We start from the raw sequence: 18,591 nt of genomic DNA, 5'->3' as shown, positions 1-18,591 counted from the left end.
TCAAGTGGGGCCTGGACTACATGAACTCCCGCTACGGCAGCCCCGCCGACGCCTGGAACTTCTGGCAGGCCAACGGCTGGTACTAAAAACAGCCACCCATGTACGAAGGCGGCGGCCCCCGATCCCCGGGGCCGCCGCCTTCGCCATACCCACTACCGACCGGCGCTGTCATCGGCGAGGGAGTCGAACCACCGCACCACCTGCGGCGCCGACACCTTGAACGACCCGAAGTGGTCCACCTCCCCCTGATCGACCACCGTCACCGCGCTCCCCCGCGCGGCCAACTGCCGTGCACAACTATGAGCGTTCCCGATCGGTACGTCGGTGTCGGCCGCCCCCGCGTACAGGCGCACCGGCACGTCCGGCTTCCAGTCGCAGGTGTGATCGGCCGCGCGCATCGCGTCGAGCAGCCCTCCGCCGGGACGCCGCATCTTCTCGGCGAAGGCCGGCGTGAGCATCTCCTCCACCGTTGGCGGCAGCGCCTTCAGGATGTCCTCCTCCTCGTGCGTCCCGTCGTACAGCCCCTGAACGCGGCTCGCGTACGGCGCACGGAAGGCCTCGGACGGGTCCTTGTAGATCGGATGCAGCCTGCTCTGCTCGACCAGCCAGTACGAGCTGTAGACGATCCCGCTCGCATCATTGACCCGCCCGTCGAACAGCGCCGGAATCTCCTCGCCCTCCAGGTCGTACGGCCCGCTGACCGGAGCCAGCGCCTTCAGCCGGAAGTGCCGGTCCGCCCCGCCCTCCAGTGCCCGCCCGAGCGCCATGGCCACCTGCCCGCCCTGCGAGAAGCCCGTCGCATACACGTCACCGCTCAGCGGCCTGCCCAGCCGGTGCGCTGCCGTCCGGGCCGCCCGCAGCATGTCGACCGAAGCGGTCACGGAAGAGCGGGTGTCCATGTACGGATGGCGGCCGGGCCCCTTCCCGAGGCCCAGATAGTCGGGCGCGACGACGGCTCGGCCGGCGGTGGCGTTCAGATAGGAGGGGACGCGCCCGAAGTCCTCGCCGACGGAGGGTGCGTAGTCGCGGTTCACCATCGTGCCGTGGGTGTCCGAGACGATGTCGAGACGGTGCTTGCCGCCGACGGGGAGGGTGAGCAGCCCGGTGGCGGTGGTGGCTTTCCCGTACGGGTCGACGGTCCGGTAGGTCAGCCGGTACGCCCGTACGCCGTACCGCACGGAGTCCCTGGCCATGTCCCGTTCGGCGAGGAACTTCCTCACCCCACCCGCGTCGTGCGAGGCGACCGGCGTGACGGAGACGAGGGTGCCGCGCGACATCGGCCGATGGGTGGACGAGGACGCGGCCGCCGTCGCCGCCGGGGCTGCCGTGAGCCCCGCCAGGAGCACCGCCGCGAGTAGGGCGCCCCCTCTGCGCGTACGCCAAATGCGGCGTGTTTCCCTGTATTTGACGGTCTTGTGTGTGTTATCGCTCATGTTCTCGACGCTACGGACGCGCAGTTCGCGTCGACATCCGAGAGTCCCCCGCGTCCGTGGTGGACTTGAGTCCACCGCGCCCGTCCTGCTGACCGGAGACCCCATGACCACGCCGACGGAGAAGACGCGCGACCCGGAGGCGCACGGAGTGCGGCTGGTGGCGGTGCTGTTGGGGATGACCGTGGTCAGCGGGCTCATCGACGCGGTGAGTTATCTGGGCCTCGGACATGTCTTCACGGCGAACATGACCGGCAACGTGGTGGTACTCGGCTTCGCCGCGGCGGGCGCGCCAGGCTTCTCGACCCGGCATTCACTGGTGTCGCTGGCGTCGTTCCTGGTGGGCGCGGTGGCGGGCGGACGCGTCGGAAGGTGGATGGGCGGGGGCTCGCGCCGCACCTGGGTACGTGCCACGCTCGGCGCGGAGGCGGTCCTGGTCGGCGCGTCGTCACTGGTCGCCTTCGCCGCCCCCGGCGCCACCGGCACCATCTACGCCCTGATCGCCCTCACCGCCTTCGCCATGGGTCTGCGCAACGCGACCGTCCGCAGGCTGGGCGTCTCCGACCTGACGACCACCGTCCTGACGATGACTCTGACCGGCCTGGCCGCCGACTCCCGCCTGGGCGGCGGCGCGGGCAAACACTCCCCACGCCGCACAGGGTCGGTGATCGCCATGCTGGCGGGCGCGCTGCTCGGCGCGTGGCTGGTGCTGCATCACGGGCTGGCCATCCCGCTGCTGATCGCGGCGGGGGCGGCGGGGGTGCTGGCGGTGACGGCGTCCGGGAAGGAGTAGCACGACCGCTCCGGGCCGCCGATGAACACCGCCGCGAGCGCGAGCAAGTACGCGTCGCCGAACAGCCATTCCCATACCCGGTATACCGGGCACAGACGGCTCAGGCACACTTCATTCGTTGCTGTCCACCACCAAGAGGATCACGCATGATCACGCTCACGAAGGAAGACGGTCCGGCAGATCTGGACGGGGTGACCCATCTGTCCATCGGGGTGTCCTGGGATCCCACCGCCGGGAGCAGTGGCGGGCTGTTGGGGAAGATCCGCCGGAACGCCGGCACCGACCTCGACCTGATCGCCATCGCGCTGCAGAACTCGGACCCGGTACGGCTGGCGGGCCTCGACTCCCTGGACCCGATGGGCAACGGCTCACTGACGCACAGCGGCGACAACCAGACCGGACGCGGGGAGGGTGACGACGAGACGGTGACCGTCGAGTTCGCCCGGATACCGCCGAACATCACGTCGATCGTGTTCGTCGCCGCCGCGTACAAGAAGGGCAGCGCCTTCCAGAAGGCGCGCAACATCAGTATCAAGGTCTACGACGCGACCGGGGGCAGCACCCAGCAGGTCGCCGACATCTGGCCGAGCCTGCTCACCAACGACAACGGCTGCGCCGTGGCCAAGGCGATGCGGGTCGACGGGAGTTGGAAGCTCCAGGTCATCAACGAGACGGGGAAGATCAAGCAGGGGGACGAGCGGGACCTGATGCGCTTCGCGGTGCGCAAGTAGCGCACGCCGGGGCTGGGGGGCTGACGAGCACGCCGTCAGCCCCGTACCCCTTCGCCCCCGCGTTCACGACGTACGCCGACCGGGCGACTACAACCGCTGGATGATCGTGCCGGTGGCCAACCCGCCGCCCGCGCACATCGTGATCAGCGCGAACTCCTTGTCCCGGCGCTCCAGTTCATGCAGCGCGGTCGTGATCAGCCGCGCTCCCGTCGCCCCCACCGGGTGTCCGAGCGCGATCGCGCCCCCGTTCACGTTCACCTTCTCCAGGTCCTGCTCGAAGACCTGTGCCCAGCTCAACACCACGGACGCGAATGCCTCGTTGATCTCGACGATGTCGATGTCCTTCAGCGACATCCCGGCCTTGCCCAGCACCGCGCGGGTCGCGTCGATCGGCCCGTCCAGGTGGAAGTGGGGGTCCGCGCCGACCAGCGCCTGCGCCACGATCCGCGCGCGGGGCCGCAGCTTCAGCGCCCGCGCCATCCGCTTCGACGCCCACATGATCGCGGACGCGCCGTCCGAGATCTGCGACGAGTTGCCCGCCGTATGCACAGCCGTCGGCATCACCGGCTTCAGCTTCGCCAGCGCCTCCATGGACGTGTCGCGCAGCCCCTCGTCCCGGTCGACGAGCCGCCACATGCCCTGTCCGGCCCGCTGCTCGTCCTCCGTCGTGGGCACCTGTACGGCGAAGGTCTCGCGCTTGAAGCGCTCCTCGGACCAGGCGATGGCCGCCCGCTCCTGGGAGATGAGCCCGAGGGAGTCCACGTTCTCGCGGGTCAGCCCACGGTGGCGCGCGATCCGTTCCGCCGCCTCGAACTGGTTGGGCAGATCCACGTTCCACTCGTCGGGGAACGGCTTGCCCGGCCCGTGCTTGGACCCGGAGCCCAGCGGCACCCGGGACATCGCCTCGACACCGCAGGAGATGCCCACGTCGATGACCCCCGCGGCGACCATGTTCGCCACCATGTGCGACGCCTGCTGCGACGACCCGCACTGGCAGTCCACCGTCGTGGCCGCTGTCTCGTACGGCAGGCCCATGGTGAGCCAGGCGGTGCGGGCGGGGTTCATGGACTGCTCGCCGGCGTGGGTCACCGTGCCGCCGACGATCTGCTCGACACAGTCGGCGTGGATGCCGGTGCGGCCGAGGAGTTCACGGTAGGTCTCGCCCAGGAGATAGGCGGGGTGGAGGTTGGCGAGCGCGCCGCCGCGCTTGCCGATGGGGGTGCGTACGGCTTCGACGATCACGGGTTCCGCGGCCATGGGGGCTCGTCCTCTCCTCGCTGACCCGCGCAGCGCGGGGCGTCCCGGCCCACCCACCGCGCAGAACTAGTACGCGTTCTAGTTCTGAGTGCAGTCTGCTGACAGCATGTCCATAACCGCAAGGGTCTTGCAGGCTCCGAAGTTGCGATCTGCACGAATCCCGCACGCAATTCGAGGCCCCGCACCCCTTGCCACTTGTAGAACCCGTTACTACCTTCACGGCAATTCCTCGTTCCTGATGGACCGTCAGAACCGACGGTCGGACACGACCGCCAGAACCCGATCGCCAGAACCGTAGGTGCGAGACCTGGAGTTGCCGATGCCCTGTCCAGCGCTGCCCGACGGGTTCGATTTCACCGATCCCGATCTGCTGCACCACCGCGTGCCCCTCCCGGAGTTCGCCGAGCTGCGCCGGGCCGAACCGGTCCACTGGATTCCGCAACAGCCGGGGATCGCGGGCTTCGAGGACGACGGCTACTGGGCCGTCACGCGGCACGCGGACGTCAAGTACGTCTCCACGCACCCCGAGCTCTTCTCCTCGTTCCTCAACACCGCGGTCATCCGCTTCAACGAGCACATCCAGCGCGAACAGATAGAGGTCCAGCGGCTGATCATGCTCAACATGGACCCGCCCGAGCACACCCGGGTCCGCCAGATCGTGCAGCGCGGCTTCACCCCGCGGGCCATCCGCTCCCTGGAGGACGCCCTGCGCGCCCGCGCCGGCTCGATCGTCGAGAACGCGCTCGCGCACGCGGGCCCGGACGGCGCCTTCGACTTCGTCACCCAGGTCGCCTGCGAGCTGCCCCTGCAGGCGATAGCCGAGCTCATCGGCGTCCCCCAGGACGACCGCGCCAAGATCTTCGACTGGTCCAACAAGATGGTGGCGTACGACGATCCGGAGTACGCGATCACCGAGGAGGTCGGCGCCGAATCGGCCACCGAACTCATCGCGTACGCGATGAACATGGCCGCCGACCGCAAGCAGTGCCCCGCCAAGGACATCGTCAGCACACTGGTGGCGGCCGAGGACGAGGGAAACCTGGCCTCCGACGAGTTCGGCTTCTTCGTGCTGCTGCTCGCCGTCGCCGGCAACGAGACGACCCGCAACGCCATCACGCACGGCATGCACGCCTTCCTCACCCACCCCGAGCAGTGGGACCTCTACAAGCGCGAGCGGCCGAAGACCACCGCCGAGGAGATCGTCCGCTGGGCGACCCCGGTCGTCTCCTTCCAGCGCACCGCGACCCAGGACGCCGAACTGGGCGGGCAGCACATCAAGAAGGGCGACCGCGTCGGCATCTTCTACTCCTCCGCCAACAACGACCCCGAGGTCTTCGAGAGCCCCGAGGTCTTCGACATCACCCGCGACCCCAACCCGCACCTCGGCTTCGGCGGCGGAGGCCCGCACTTCTGCCTCGGCAAGTCCCTGGCCACCCTGGAGATCGACCTCATCTTCACCGCGATCGCCGACGCGATGCCGAACCTGCGCCTCGCCGGCGACCCGCGCCGCCTCCGCTCCGCGTGGCTGAACGGCGTCAAGGAACTCCAGGTCAGCGCGGGTTGAGGTACTCGGGCCGACGGCCTCCCGGTACCCGTCGGCCCGTCCCGTGGGAGGCAGGGGCATCCCCCCTACGCCCCGCCCCTGCCTCCCCCGCCCGCGACGAAGAGCCGCACAAGCCAACCATCCCGTCGAGCAACACGTCTTGGGACGTGGAAGTCTGTCCCCTGACGTCGAACGGGAAGCAGTGGCTGTGGGTTCTGCGCAACTCTCATCCGTACGAACCGAGGACAGATCCACGGAGCGGAAAGGCGCACTCCACCGGCTCTACGAACGCCGACGCGTGCCGATCCTGGCGACCTTCTCCACCCTCCCGCTGTACATCGTGTGGGCCGTGTTCCTGGCCACGGGCGGCGGGGATCTGGCGGCGCAGAACGCCTGGGCCGGATTCGCCGCGCGACACCCCGGTTCCGCGTACAACCTCTTCTGGTACGGCGGAATGCACACCGCGAACTACAGCCTCCTGTCACCTCTTTTGATGGCCTGGGCCGGGGTGCGAACGGTGACGGTCGTGTCCGGGCTCGCGGCCTCCTGGTACGCGGCTCGCCTGCTGGAACGTACGGGGATCAACCGACCTCTGTGGCCGGCCCTGCTCGCCTCCGCGGCGCTCTGGTGCAACGTCGTCTCCGGTCGCACCACGTTCGCCCTCGGCGTGGCGATCGGCCTGGCCGGATGCGCGGCCGTCGTCGGCCCGCGCAGCCGGCCGCTACTGGCCGCGACTGGCAGCGCGCTCGCCACGATGGCCAGCCCCGTCGCAGGACTCTTCATCGTGGTGGTCGGTGCGGGATGCCTGTTCGCCAGGCAGTTCCGGAAGGCCGCCGCACTGATCGTCCCTCCGTTCCTGGTGGTCGCGGTGACGACGGTGCTGTTCCCGTTCCAGGGCGAGCAGCCCATGCTCGCCGGCCGCATCTGGCCGCCCGTCCTCTACAGCGCCGCCGTGGTCCTGTTCGCTCCGCGTGATTGGCGTGTGCTGCGGGTGGGGGCCGCCGTCTACGCCGCCGGTGTCGTCCTCGCCTATCTGATCCCTTCACCGGTCGGCACGAACGTCGAACGGCTGGCGGAACTGATGGCACCGGCCGTCCTGCTCGCCGCAGCCATGGCGGTGCGGCGGTCCCCTGCGCGGTGCGCTGCGCTCGTGGTGGCGCTCGCCTTGTCCGTCAACTGGGTTACCCAGAAGACGATCGACGATCTGCGCGTGTCGACGACGGTGCCGGCCTGGGCGGCTGACACGAAGGGGGTCGTCGCCGCGCTGGAACGCCTGGGCGCCCACCGGACCCGGGTAGAAGTGGTGCCGGCCCGCAATCACCGCGAGGCAAGTGATCTGGCTCCCTACGTCAACACCGCTCGCGGCTGGAACCGGCAACTGGATGTCGAGCGCGGTCGGCTCTTCTACGACGGCTCGTTCTCGCCGAGCGCCTACCGTGCGTGGCTGAACGGCTCAGCGGTGGGATATGTCGTCCTGCACGACGGCAAGCCCGACGGGCCTGCGGAGCAGGAGGCGGCCCTCGTCCGCAGCGAACCCGACTGGCTCGAGCCGGTCTGGAGGGATGCCCACTGGCGTATATACCGGGTGCGGGACGCAGTTCCCCTCGTCTCGCCGCCGGCCACCGTGGTCCGCTCCGACGACGCGGAACTGGTGGTCCGCGTCGAGCACCGCGGTTCGGTGACGGTGCGCGTCGACTACTCGCCCTGGCTGTGGTCGGACAAGGGCTGCCTCGAACAGGCGGGAAGGTGGACCAGGTTGACCGCCCCCGCACCGGGCGAATACCGACTGAGCTCCCGGTACCGGCTGTCCTTGGACAACGGGTGCTGACGAGTACGCCGACGTGCGGGAGGCGGGAAGGCCTTCAGGCCGATGCGGTGCTGCGCGGGGCCGGCGCCAGGGACGCGGACCGGGTTTCCTCACCGTGGCCGGTACCCGCCTCGCGCGGCTTGCTCGGCGGGCAACGAGGCGGCCGGCTTCCGGGGTGCGCCGGCAGTACGCCTTGCGCGGGCATTTGTTCGGCTGTGCCGCCCTGGGCAGAAATCAGTGTCCCGAGGATGCCCGATCGGCCGGCGCGGCCCGGGAGTCAGGCCGGGGACCGTCCTTGACGGCGATCGCGGAGGCCGCGCGCGGCCCCGACAACAGGTAGGTCAAGCCGAAGCCCGCCCCGACCACGGCGGCGCCGCCGACCGCGTCGAGAACCCAGTGGTTGGCGGTCGCGACAATCGCGGACACGGTGAACAGCGGATGCAGCAGGCCGAGCGCCTTCATCCACCACTTGGGGGCCAGGACCGCGATGACGATGCCGCACCACAGCGACCAGCCGAAGTGCAGGGAAGGCATGGCTGCGTACTGGTTGGTGACCGCGGTCATCGCGCCGTAGTCCGGCTTCGCGAAGTCCTGGGCGCCGTGCACCGTGTCGATGAATCCCAGACCCGGCATGAGCCGGGGCGGGGCCAGCGGGTAGAGCCAGAACCCGACGAGACCGAGCAGCGTGGCGATGCCGAGCGCGCTCCGTGCCCAGCGGTAGTCCGCCGGGCGCCGGGCGCAGAGCACTCCGAGGATCGTCAGCGGCACCACGAAGTGGAACGACTCGTAGTAGAAACCGAGGAAGCGCTCAAGCCACGGCAGCTTGACCACCGTATGGTTGGCCCACTGCTCGATGTCGATGGAGAGAGCCTTTTCGATCGCGTGGACCTGGCGCCCGTGCTCCTCCGCCACGGCTCGGCCCCCCGTAGCGGCCACACGCACGGAGGAGTAAGCGGCGTAGAAGACCCGGATCAGCAGCAGCTCCAGCAGCAGATTGGGTCTGGTGAGCACGCGGCGCCAGAACGGCAGCAGCGGCACCCAGGTGAAGCGGGCCGGAACCGGGCTCGCATACTCGGTCGGGATCGGCGATCGGTAGTACGGCGACGTACGCGACAGGAATGGCACGACGGTGACCGCGGCGAGGGCCGCGCAGAGCACCACATTGTCGCGCAGGAAGTACGCCGCCGACATATTCGGCAGCATCATCTTCGCCGGGAGCGACACCACGAGGACGACCGCGACCGGCCAGACGTACCGGTCAGAGGCCCGCTTGCCGACCCGGCCGACCACCGCGAGCAGCACCCACAGCAGCTGGTGCTGCCAGGTCGTGGGTGAGACGGCGACCGCGACACAGCCGGTGAGCGCGACGGCGAGCAGCAGCTGGCCGTCCTTCGCGTAGCGCACGGCACGGCGCAGGCCGAGGACCGCGACGGCCGCGCCGAGCAGCAGGAACAGGCCGATCTCCAGCGGGCCGGTGAGGCCGAGCCGCAGCAGCGCCCCGTGCAGCGACTGATTGGCGAGGTCGTCCGCCTCCTTGCCGAGGCCGGCGCCCGCCAGGTGGTGCACCCAGTACGTGTACGAGTCGTGCGGCATCGCGGCCCAGGCGAGCGCGGTGAGGGCGGCGAAGGTGGCCCCGGTGGACCGGGCGGCGCTGCGCCGGCCGGTGAACCAGAGCAGCGGCGCGAAGAGCAGCACGGTCGGCTGGAGCGCCGCCGCGAGGCCGATCAGCAGGCCGCTGGCGCGCTCTCCGCGCACGGCGAAGCAGCCGAGCAGGACGAGCAGCACCGGGATGATGCTGGTCTGGCCGAGGTAGAGGGTGTTGCGCACCGGCAGCGACAGCATCAGCAGGCTGATCGCGACGGGCGCGGCGAGCAGCGACGTACGCCGGCTCACGGGCTGGGGCAGGGCGCGCGCCGCGACCAGGCCGAGCGCGACGACCAGCGACAGGGTGCCGAAGGTCCAGGCCCAGCCGAGGGCCTGCTCGGCCGCGCGGGTCAGGGGCTTGAGGACGAGTCCGGCGAAGGGAGTGCCGGTGAATTGCGTCGAGTGGTACAGCGACCCCTCCACATGCAGCACACCGTTCGTGCCGACCCAGGTCTCCAGGTCCGTCAGCCGCTCCCCCTTGGGCGTGGTGAGGACGACGGCCACCTGCCGTATCGCCAGGACGGCGGCGATCACCCACAGCCCGATGCGGACGGCGTGCAGCCGTTCCCTCGCCGTATCGGCAGCCCCCGCCCCGAAGGCATTGCCCGCTCGTCCGCCGTGCTCCAGATTCGCCACGCCCCGTCGGCCCTCCCGCCCCATTCGTCCCGCGCGTCCCTCACGTCCCGTACGTCGGCCCCGGTCGGGACCCTATGAGGCTCGCACTGCCCCGGTCGAGAGACGCAGGCAACCCCCTCTTCACCTGACGTCCCCCCGTCTTTTGTCCGGATGACGATAGTGCGCGGATGGTTCGGTTCCCCCCTCGCTCCGCGACATGGATCACAGACAGGCCCATGAAAGGGGACTCCCAGCCGCCGCATCGCACCTGCGTACGCCGCATTCGTGCGCACTGCGCGGTGAGTCGCGTACGGCACGTAATGCTGATGAGTGCCCCTATCGTCGCTTTTCGGCCCGCTTCCGGGTGGGCCCCGTTCCGCCCACGGGTGGGCCACGTCCCCGCCCCACGGGTGGGCCACGTCGCCGCCCGCAGGGGTGGACCACGTCCCTGTCCCCGACGAAAGGCATGCCCTTGCCCTCCGCCACCGCCGTCGCGCCCGTCGTCCCCCGCCCCCGGACCCCCGTACCGCCGGAGGCCACCGTCACCGACCCCGCCCTGGTGAAGCGCGCCGTGAAGGCCGCCGCTCTGGGCAACGCGATGGAGTGGTTCGACTTCGGCGTATACAGCTACATCGCCGTCACCCTGGGCAAGGTCTTCTTCCCGTCGGGCAACCCGACCGCGCAGCTGCTGTCCACCTTCGGCGCCTTCGCCGCGGCCTTCCTGGTCCGCCCGCTCGGCGGCATGGTCTTCGGCCCGCTCGGCGACCGCATCGGCCGCCAGAAGGTGCTCGCGCTCACCATGATCATGATGGCGGTGGGCACCTTCGCGATCGGTCTGATCCCGTCGTACGCCACGATCGGCGTCGGCGCCCCGATCCTGCTCCTCGCCGCCCGCCTGGTGCAGGGCTTCTCGACCGGCGGTGAGTACGCGGGCGCCACGACCTTCATCGCCGAGTACGCGCCCGACAAGAAGCGCGGCTTCTTCGGAAGCTGGCTGGAGTTCGGCACGCTCGCCGGCTACATCGGCGGCGCGGGCCTGGTCACCCTGATGACCGCCCTGCTCTCCACCGACGACCTGCTGTCCTGGGGCTGGCGGATCCCGTTCCTGATCGCGGGCCCGATGGGCATCATCGGCCTCTATCTGCGGATGCGTCTCGAGGAGACCCCGGCGTTCGCGGCGGAGCTCGAGAAGACCGAGGCCGACCGCCCCAAGGTGCCGCTGCGCGAGATGATCACCGGTCAGTGGCGCGCGCTGCTCCTGTGCATGGCCCTGGTGCTGGTCTTCAACGTCACCGACTACATGCTGCTCTCCTACATGCCGAGCTATCTGACCAGCGAGCTCAAGTACGACGAGACGCACGGTCTGCTCGTGGTCCTCGGCGTGATGGCGCTGATGATGATCGTGCAGCCCTTCGCGGGCGCCCTGACCGACCGGATCGGCCGCCGCCCGGTGATCGCCGCAGGCTGCGCCGGCTTCCTCGCCCTGTCCGTCCCGGCCATCCTGCTGATCCGCCAGGGCAGCCTGCTCGCGGTCGCGCTGGGTATGGGTGCTCTCGGTCTGCTGCTTGTCTGCTTCACCGCCGCGATGCCCGCCGCGCTCCCCGCGCTCTTCCCGACGAAGGTCCGCTACGGCTCGCTCTCCATCGGCTTCAACGTCTCCGTCTCGCTCTTCGGCGGCACGACCCCGCTGGTGGTCACGGCGCTCATCGGGGCGACCGGGAACATGATGATGCCCGCCTACTACATGATGGCCGCGGCCGTGATCGGCGGCGTGGCGGTGTGGTTCATGACGGAGTCGGCGGGGCGGCCGCTGCCTGGTTCGGCGCCGTCCGTCGAGCCTTCGGTGCGCTGACCTGGAACCGCGGCTTCCGTCGTGTCGTCTGAGACCCTGTCCGACGGCACGACGGAAGGCTGCGGGGGATGTTGCGCGACATACGGACGCGTTGGTCGAGTTTCGTACGGGGGCGCGTACTGGGCGTCGTACTGGCGCTGTTGGGGATCCAGCTCGGATCGCTGGTGGCACCGGCGTACGCCTGTGGGTGCGGCGCGATGGTGCCGGACAGCACCCGGCACGTCACCGTGAACCGCGAGATGTCCGTCGTCCGCTGGGACGGACGCCAGGAACAGATCGTGATGAGCCTGACCGTCTCCGGGGACGCCCACAAGGCCGCGTGGATCATGCCGGTGCCGCACCGCGCGACGGTCGAGCTCGGCGACCAGCAGATCTTCACTCAGCTCAGCGAGGCGACCGAGCCCGAGTACCGCACCCGGCACTACTTCTGGCCGCGCGGCGGTGACTGGCCCTTCACCAGTGAGGGTGACTCCGCCGACGCCCCGCGCGCCGGCGCCACGGCACCCTCCGTCGGCGTCGTCGGCCGCGAGCACCTCGGCCCCTTCGACGTCGCCCGTCTCACCGCCACCGACTCCGACGCGCTCGGCGACTGGCTCGCCGACAACGGCTTCCGGCTCCCGGACCGTCTGAACGAGGCGCTGCGCCCGTACGTCGACCAGGGCTGGGAGTACGTGGCGATCCGCCTGGCCCCCCAGGACACCAAGAACACCGACGCCCCGCTCGGCGGCACCCTCGACCCGCTCCACCTCACCTTCGCCAGCGACAGGCTGGTCTACCCGATGCGGCTGTCCCGCCTCGCACAGACGCCGCAGTCCCTCGGCCTGTACGTCCTCGCCGCGCACCGCATGGAACCGGCCTCGGCGATCGGCGGGGACCGGCCGGAGGTCTCGTTCGCGGGCCGCCTCACCGGGACATGGGGCGCGCTGGACCGGCTCGCCGACGGCGGCACGGACTTCCTCACCGCCATCGACCAGGAGTTCCCGCAGCCTTCGCGGATCTCCGGCGACTATCAACTGCACCGGATGACGGCCGACGCCGCCTACCGCCGGGTGATCTACGACGACGGCCTCCTGAGGGTGGGCGGCGTACCGGCGTGGCTGCTGACGGTGGGCGGCGTGCTCGCGCTGGGGGTCGTGGCTCTGGTGATGGGCGTACGGGCCCGCAGGCGCCGTCCGGTGCTGCCGCCCCCTCCCGTGCAGGCACCGCCGCCGATCGGCTGACCTCACGGGTGAACAGCGGGAAACCCGCTGGCGAGCACGCACACCCCCGACTAGATTCACCGGCGGAACTAGTTAGGGCATCTAACTAGACATACGAAAGGCATGGTGCATGAGCGAGTCGCAGCTCTGGAACAACGTCGACGACTACTTCACCGCCCTCCTCGCCCCCGCCGACGACACACTCACCGCGGCACTGCGCGACAGCGACGCGGCCGGACTGCCGCCCATCGGCGTCGCCCCGAACCAGGGCAAGCTGCTCCAGCTCCTCGCCCAGATCCAGGGCGCCCGCCGCATCTTGGAGATCGGCACGCTCGGCGGCTACAGCACGATCTGGCTGGGCCGCGCCCTCCCGGCCGACGGCCGCCTGATCACCTTCGAGTACGACGCCAAGCACGCCGAGGTCGCCCGCGGCAACCTCGCCCGCGCCGGCCTGGACAAGATCGCCGAGGTGCGGGTGGGCCCCGCCCTGGAGTCGCTGCCGAAGCTGGCCGACGAGAACCCGGAGCCCTTCGACCTCGTCTTCATCGACGCGGACAAGGTGAACAACCCGCACTACGTCGAATGGGCCCTCAAGCTCACCCGCCCGGGCAGCCTGATCGTCCTCGACAACGTCGTCCGCAGTGGCGCGGTCACCGACGCGAGCAGCACCGACCCGAGCGTGCGGGGCACCCGGGCCGCCCTCGAACTGATGGCTTCCCACCCGAAGTTGAGCGCTACGGCGATCCAGACGGTGGGCAGCAAGGGGTACGACGGTTTCGCGCTGGCGCGCGTGCTGGCCTGAGCGCTGTCGGGGTCGCGGCCCAGGCGTGGCGCGAAGGACAGGTCCTAGGCCTCGTGATAGAAGCCCACGTTCACGGTGCGCGGGCCGGTGCGGTCCTGGATGACGAGCTCCCCGGAACTGCCCGCGGGGAGCTTGGCCGTCCCGCCGTACGGGAACGTCTGGGCCGGCTGTCCGGCCAGCGTCAGCCGTACCTCCGAGGACGGCTCGGGGTGGGAGCCGCGCAGCCAGGTGACCTGCCAGGAGCCGTCCGGGCCGCACAGGAACTCCAGGTGGACCCGGGACACGAACAGCCAGTCGTCGGGGGTCGCGAGACGGCACACGGCCCGGTCCCGGCCCACCCGCAGCACGGCACCCGGGTCGCTCGGTGCGTCGGCCATCAGCATCCCGGCCGTCGCACCCGCGTCCGCCCCGGCTACCGAGGCCATGGTGAGTTCGAGCACGTGCGCTCCTTCGTGTCGTACCGGTCCAATTGTCCTCGCGCGGGGCACCGTTGGCGCACCGCCGCCGCATGATAATTCGACCGATCGCCCCGCCGTGCGCCCTCCGGCACAATGGACTCATGACCGAGCGCAAGCCACCTGGTGTCAGCTTCGAGTCCTGGGTCGACAAGCAGATCCGTGACGCGGAGGCGCGCGGCGAGTTCGCGGAACTCCCCGGCGCGGGCAAGCCGCTGCCGCAGGTCACCGACACGTCGTACGACGAACTGTGGTGGATCAAGCAGAAGATGGCCCGCGAGGGACTGTCCGTGCTCCCGCCGTCACTCGCGCTGCGCAAGGAGGCCGAGGACGCGCTCGCCGCGGCGTCCGCCGCCCCCTCGGAGCGGGCCGTACGCCGGATCGTCGAGGACATCAACACCAAGATCCGCGAGATGATGTTCAAACCTCCGCCCGGCCCTCCCCTCGGCCTCAAGCCGTACGACGTCGAGGAGATCGTCCGGGAGTGGCGCGAGCGCCGGGAGGGGTGACCCATCGGCGAGTGGGGCCGCGCCCCGGGACATGGTCCGGGACACGGCCCTCACTGCTGGTACCGCCGGTTCTGGGGCGTGCGCCTTATTCGTACGCGGAGATTTGTCGAGAAGTCGTCTCAGAGACGAAGCAGGCGTTCCGTCATCTCGCGGTAGTCCCGCAGGGCCAGCCGGAGATCCTCGGTGGTCACGGTGGCCTTGTCGCCCGGCTGCCACGACGTCCGCAGCGTCCGGCGGCGGTGGGCCACGGCCTCCGTGAAGCGCGTGGCCAGCTCCTCCAGCAGGTGGTCGGCCTCCGTCACGGCGTCCTGGGGGCCGTCGACGAAGCCGCCGACCGCGTGCCGCAGTCGCAGCGCGAACTTGTCGCACTCGTCCTGGGGCAGCAGACGGGAGTCGTGCGCGGCGGGCCGACCAGGGGTGCCCGCGCGCTCGGCGGCCTTCGCCTCGCCGCCCGGGCGGGCGGTGTCGGCGGACTCGCCGCCGCGCACCGTGGCGCCGGTGCCGGGGCGGCCCGGTCCTCGCTCACCGCTCAGGGGCTCGCGACCGGGGGTCTCACGGACCGGGGTCTCACGGGCGGGGGTCCCACGGACCGGGGTCTCAGGGGCGGGAGTCTCGCGGATGGGGGTCCCACGGACGGGGGTCTCAGGGGCGGGAGTCTCGCGGATGGGGGTCCCACGGACGGGGGTCTCAGGGGCGGGAGTCTCGCGGACGGGGGTCCCACGGACGGGGGTCTCAGGGGCGGGAGTCTCGCGGACGGGGGTCCCACGGACCGGGGTCTCACGGGCCGGAGTCTCGCGGACGGGGGTCCCACGGACCGGGGTCTCACGGGCCGGAGTCTCGCGGACGGGGGTCCCACGGACCGGGGTCTCACGGGCCGGAGTCTCGCGGACGGGGGTCCCACGGACCGGGGTCTCAGGGGCGGGAGTCTCGCGGGCGGGGGTGTCTACGCCCTCCTCCGGCGGGATGCCGGTGCCGGGGCGGCCCGGCTCCCGCCCGCCGCCCGCCGCGCCCTCGCCCGTCATGGCCTTGCCGGACGGCGGGACCGCTCCGGCCGCCTCCGGGCCGCCCACGCGGCCTTTCATGGCCTCGCGGCGCCCTGTTCGTTCGGCTTTGGTGCCTCCCGCGCTTGCGGTGCCTTCGGTACCGTCGCTCGATGTCGTGTCCTTCACGTTCCTCAACTCCCCTTGGCGTGGCGCCTGGTGAACGCCCACGGCAGGTGGGCGCCCCGGCCGTCGGAGGCGGAGCCCTCGGGGCGGGTGGCCGGCTTCGCGGCGCCCTCCGCGCGGTGGCCCGGAGTGTCGTCCTGGCGGACCGGGGTCACCAGGTCCTCGAAGAGGGCCCGGGCCTCGATCATGGCCTCGCGCATCTCCTCCGTACCGGCACCGCCCTCCGGGGCCCCGTCGGTGCGGGTCTGCGCGACGCGGTGCACGCGGCGGTATCCGTGGACGTGGGGTCCGTGGTGAACGGAGAGTGCGGCGACCTGCTCCTCGTAGCGGCCGCCGTCCGGGAAGCCGCGCGCACCGGCCAGCTCACCGAGCAGCCGGTCGGCCTCGGCCACCGCCTCACGCGGCGAGTCGACGAAGCGTTCCTGGGCGGCCGTCCAGCGGGCCGCGTACTGTTCGCGGGCCGCGGGCTCCAGCGGCCGCTCGCGCAGCTCACCGTGCCTCTTCACCCGCTCGGCCAGGTCGCGTTCGGCGGCCCTGGCATCACCGTCGTGCCGGGCGACGGTCCGGTCGTACTCGGGCCCGAAGCGCCGCCGCAGGCTGCGCCCGCCCTGCGGCCTTCGGTCGAGGAGGGTCAGGGCGGCCGCGACAACGACGGCCGCCACGATCACGATCAGAGCGATGATCACGCCTGTGGACATGGATGCCTTCCGGGGTTCTCGACCCGACGGGCCGGTTCCTGGGCCGGGTTGCCCGGAAGGCGCCCCTCAAACGGGGGCCGTCACGGGGCGAAGCGCCGCAGCCCCGTCACCGACCACACGGTCACGATGCGTCCCTCCTCCACCTGGAACAGATCGATGCCGCTCTTGGCCACGGCGGTCCCCGAGTCGTTCTGCCCTGTCACGTACCAGCGGGACGCCACGCCGCCCTGCCCGCTGTCGACGAGCGGGGTGCCTTCGACGGCGAAGCGCAGTCCGGGCTGCGACGCCCGGAAGGCGGCGATGTAGTCGACGATGGCCCGCGGTCCGTGGAGGGTGTCGGTGTCCGCGTTGTCGGGGTCGTTGCCGAAGCGGATCCGGAAGTCCGGGGCGAGGAAGCGTTCGGGGTCGGCGAAGTCGCCGTTCCACAGGGCCGTCCAGCGTTCGAAGAGCGCGATGCCGGTCGCCGCGGCGAGGGCGTTGTCGGGCGTGGTGGCGTCGGGCGTGGGGTTGCCGGGCGTGGTGGCGTTGAGCGTGGTGGCGTTGGGCGTGGAGTTGCCGGGCGTGGTGGCGTCGGGCGTGGAGTTGCCGGGCGTGGTCGTCGTTGTCATGGCTGTCGCCGTCCCTGTCCTTTGGTGCGGAGTTCGTGGCATCAGCCTCGTACGGGTGCGCGACACCCCCCTGTCGGTGATTGCCGTCACATTCCGAGCTCTCCCAGAGGCACCAAGTCCCAGCCCAGCGTGTCGAGTTCGGCCGGGTCGACGGAGCGCCGCGGCGCCCGCTCGTCGAGCGCCACGGCCTCCCGTATCCGGTCCAGGCGGAAGCACCGCACCCCGGACCGCAGTCGGCACCACGCCAGCAGATACCAGTGGTCGTCACCGCCGAGGAACCCGAGCGGTTCGACGGTGCGACCGGTCACCGCGCCCGCGACGTCCGCGTACTCCAGGCGCAGTGCCCGCCCGGCGGTCAGCGCCTCGCGCACCGGCCCCGGCACCGTCGGCACGGGCGGCCGCCGCTCCGCCGACGCGCGGACGAGCAGCCGGACCCGCCCGGCGAGATCGGCCGCGGCCGCCCGCTCCTGCCCGGGCATCACCGCGAGCACCTTGTGCAGCGCGCTGCGCGCGTCGGCCGCGAACGGCGTGCCCGTGAGCGCGCGCAGCCCGACGGCGAGCGCGGTCGCCTCGGCCGGCGTGATGGTCAGCGGCGGCAGGGTCCGCTCCCTGTCCAGGACATATCCACCGGTCCGGCCGGGCTCGGCGTGGATGGGCACACCGGACTGCTGCAGCGCGGCGAGATCCCGCTCGATCGTGCGGACGCTGACCTCGAAGCGCCGCGCGAGCGTACGGGCGCTGCGCGGGCGGGGTGCGGCGGCACGCAACTCCTCGACGAGGGCGTACAGCCGGTCGGTGCGGTTCACGTCAGTCGGTCCTCCAGCCCGTCCAGTCCAGCCGGCCCGTCGAGTCCGGCCAGTCCGGCCAGTTGGTGCGGTTCATGCCCTCCAGTCTCTCCACTGCCACTGACAGTCCGCCGTAATCCGCTTGCGGACCGGGTGCCGCGCCTTCGGACAATGACCGTCATGACCCGTACGCGTACGACGACTTCCTGGACCGTCGCTCCCGAGCCCTTCGACTCCCCGGTCGCCGCCGCACTCTGGCGGGCGTACTACACGGAGGTCAGCGACCGCTGGTATCTGCTGCACGAAGGGCGTACGACGGATCCCGACGAGCTGGAGCGGGAGGTCGCCGCGCGGACGGGGGCCGAGTTCGCGGCGCCCACCGGGGTGCTGCTGGTCGCGCGGTACGACGGCGAGCCCGGGGGCACGGCGGGCGTGCGGATGCTCGACGCCACGACGGGCGAGCTGAGCCGCGTGTTCGTCCGCCAGGAGCTGCGCGGCAAGGGCGGCGGCCCCGTGCTGCTCGCGGCGGCCGAGGAGGCGGCCCGCGGCCTGGGCGCCGAGCGGCTGATCCTCGACACCCGCGGCGACCTCGTGGAGGCGCGTGCACTGTACGCCCGGCACGACTACGAGGAGACCGAGGCGCACAACGACGACATCTACGCCGAGCACTGGTTCAGGAAGAAACTGACCGGCTGAC

Annotated in this window: 18 protein-coding genes; 10 read left to right on the top strand and 8 right to left on the bottom strand. The window is 71.0% G+C overall.

Annotated elements, in window-relative coordinates:
- Positions 1-86 (top strand): aggregation-promoting factor C-terminal-like domain-containing protein (locus tag ACZ4RZ_RS47895; protein WP_467753917.1); only part of this gene is annotated, 86 nt, incomplete at its 5' end.
- Between the two features lie 66 nt (positions 87-152).
- On the opposite strand, the gene ACZ4RZ_RS47890 is transcribed toward ACZ4RZ_RS47895, so the two are convergent.
- The gene (locus tag ACZ4RZ_RS47890; protein WP_467753916.1) at positions 153-1,433 is read right to left on the bottom strand and encodes an alpha/beta hydrolase family protein; all 1,281 of its coding nucleotides are present in this window, start codon (positions 1,431-1,433) and stop codon (positions 153-155) included.
- Positions 1,434-1,536: 103 nt separating this feature from the next.
- Between ACZ4RZ_RS47890 and ACZ4RZ_RS47885 the strand changes: the two genes are divergently transcribed.
- Both ACZ4RZ_RS47885 and ACZ4RZ_RS47880 read left to right on the top strand, forming a co-directional pair.
- Complete coding sequence (locus tag ACZ4RZ_RS47885) at positions 1,537-2,223, top strand: YoaK family protein (RefSeq protein ID WP_467753915.1); 687 nt, start codon at positions 1,537-1,539, stop codon at positions 2,221-2,223.
- Positions 2,224-2,369: 146 nt separating this feature from the next.
- Entirely contained in the window at positions 2,370-2,954 is a 585-nt protein-coding gene (locus ACZ4RZ_RS47880; RefSeq protein ID WP_467753914.1) for a TerD family protein, read from the top strand.
- 87 nt (positions 2,955-3,041) lie between these two features.
- Here the strand turns inward: ACZ4RZ_RS47880 and ACZ4RZ_RS47875 are convergent, their stop codons facing one another.
- Positions 3,042-4,211 (bottom strand): steroid 3-ketoacyl-CoA thiolase, encoded by a 1,170-nt coding sequence (locus tag ACZ4RZ_RS47875; protein WP_467753913.1) that lies wholly within the window; start codon positions 4,209-4,211, stop codon positions 3,042-3,044.
- A gap of 319 nt (positions 4,212-4,530) precedes the next feature.
- Here ACZ4RZ_RS47875 and ACZ4RZ_RS47870 point away from each other — a divergent pair, with 319 nt between their 5' ends.
- On the top strand, positions 4,531-5,775 hold the full coding sequence (locus tag ACZ4RZ_RS47870; protein ID WP_467753912.1) for a cytochrome P450: 1,245 nt from the start codon (positions 4,531-4,533) through the stop codon (positions 5,773-5,775).
- Positions 5,776-5,962: 187 nt separating this feature from the next.
- Positions 5,963-7,582, top strand: coding sequence for a glycosyltransferase family 87 protein (locus ACZ4RZ_RS47865; protein ID WP_467753911.1), 1,620 nt, complete (start codon positions 5,963-5,965; stop codon positions 7,580-7,582).
- Positions 7,583-7,795: 213 nt separating this feature from the next.
- Here the strand turns inward: ACZ4RZ_RS47865 and ACZ4RZ_RS47860 are convergent, their stop codons facing one another.
- Complete coding sequence (locus tag ACZ4RZ_RS47860) at positions 7,796-9,841, bottom strand: bifunctional glycosyltransferase 87/phosphatase PAP2 family protein (protein ID WP_467753910.1); 2,046 nt, start codon at positions 9,839-9,841, stop codon at positions 7,796-7,798.
- 445 nt (positions 9,842-10,286) lie between these two features.
- Here ACZ4RZ_RS47860 and proP point away from each other — a divergent pair, with 445 nt between their 5' ends.
- The 3 genes from proP to ACZ4RZ_RS47845 all read left to right on the top strand — a co-directional run bounded on the left by proP (position 10,287) and on the right by ACZ4RZ_RS47845 (position 13,673).
- Positions 10,287-11,672 (top strand): glycine betaine/L-proline transporter ProP, encoded by a 1,386-nt coding sequence (gene proP, locus ACZ4RZ_RS47855; RefSeq protein WP_467753908.1) that lies wholly within the window; start codon positions 10,287-10,289, stop codon positions 11,670-11,672.
- Positions 11,673-11,740: 68 nt separating this feature from the next.
- The gene (locus ACZ4RZ_RS47850) at positions 11,741-12,892 is read left to right on the top strand and encodes a DUF2330 domain-containing protein (protein WP_467753906.1); all 1,152 of its coding nucleotides are present in this window, start codon (positions 11,741-11,743) and stop codon (positions 12,890-12,892) included.
- Positions 12,893-13,001: 109 nt separating this feature from the next.
- The gene (locus tag ACZ4RZ_RS47845) at positions 13,002-13,673 is read left to right on the top strand and encodes an O-methyltransferase (protein WP_467753905.1); all 672 of its coding nucleotides are present in this window, start codon (positions 13,002-13,004) and stop codon (positions 13,671-13,673) included.
- A gap of 44 nt (positions 13,674-13,717) precedes the next feature.
- On the opposite strand, the gene ACZ4RZ_RS47840 is transcribed toward ACZ4RZ_RS47845, so the two are convergent.
- The gene (locus tag ACZ4RZ_RS47840; RefSeq protein ID WP_467753903.1) at positions 13,718-14,113 is read right to left on the bottom strand and encodes a hypothetical protein; all 396 of its coding nucleotides are present in this window, start codon (positions 14,111-14,113) and stop codon (positions 13,718-13,720) included.
- 119 nt (positions 14,114-14,232) lie between these two features.
- Here ACZ4RZ_RS47840 and ACZ4RZ_RS47835 point away from each other — a divergent pair, with 119 nt between their 5' ends.
- On the top strand, positions 14,233-14,637 hold the full coding sequence (locus tag ACZ4RZ_RS47835) for a DnaJ family domain-containing protein (protein WP_467753902.1): 405 nt from the start codon (positions 14,233-14,235) through the stop codon (positions 14,635-14,637).
- 119 nt (positions 14,638-14,756) lie between these two features.
- Here ACZ4RZ_RS47835 and ACZ4RZ_RS47830 read toward each other — a convergent pair whose 3' ends face one another.
- The 4 genes from ACZ4RZ_RS47830 to ACZ4RZ_RS47815 form a co-directional block, all read right to left on the bottom strand.
- A complete protein-coding gene (locus ACZ4RZ_RS47830; protein WP_467753901.1) occupies positions 14,757-15,719 on the bottom strand; it encodes a hypothetical protein in 963 nt (320 codons plus the stop codon).
- A 92-nt stretch (positions 15,720-15,811) separates the two neighbouring features.
- Positions 15,812-16,501, bottom strand: coding sequence for a hypothetical protein (locus tag ACZ4RZ_RS47825; protein ID WP_467753899.1), 690 nt, complete (start codon positions 16,499-16,501; stop codon positions 15,812-15,814).
- Positions 16,502-16,581: 80 nt separating this feature from the next.
- Entirely contained in the window at positions 16,582-17,109 is a 528-nt protein-coding gene (locus ACZ4RZ_RS47820; RefSeq protein ID WP_467753898.1) for a nuclear transport factor 2 family protein, read from the bottom strand.
- A gap of 86 nt (positions 17,110-17,195) precedes the next feature.
- Positions 17,196-17,915 carry a helix-turn-helix transcriptional regulator gene (locus ACZ4RZ_RS47815; RefSeq protein ID WP_467753897.1) on the bottom strand — a complete coding sequence of 240 codons (720 nt, stop codon included), beginning with the start codon at positions 17,913-17,915 and terminating at the stop codon, positions 17,196-17,198.
- 159 nt (positions 17,916-18,074) lie between these two features.
- Here ACZ4RZ_RS47815 and ACZ4RZ_RS47810 point away from each other — a divergent pair, with 159 nt between their 5' ends.
- Positions 18,075-18,590 carry a GNAT family N-acetyltransferase gene (locus tag ACZ4RZ_RS47810; RefSeq protein WP_467753895.1) on the top strand — a complete coding sequence of 172 codons (516 nt, stop codon included), beginning with the start codon at positions 18,075-18,077 and terminating at the stop codon, positions 18,588-18,590.
- Position 18,591 lies beyond the last annotated feature (1 nt).

The organism is Streptomyces sp. NPDC027189 (genome assembly GCF_055566975.1).
This window is presented reverse-complemented; position numbering and strand designations above follow the sequence as displayed.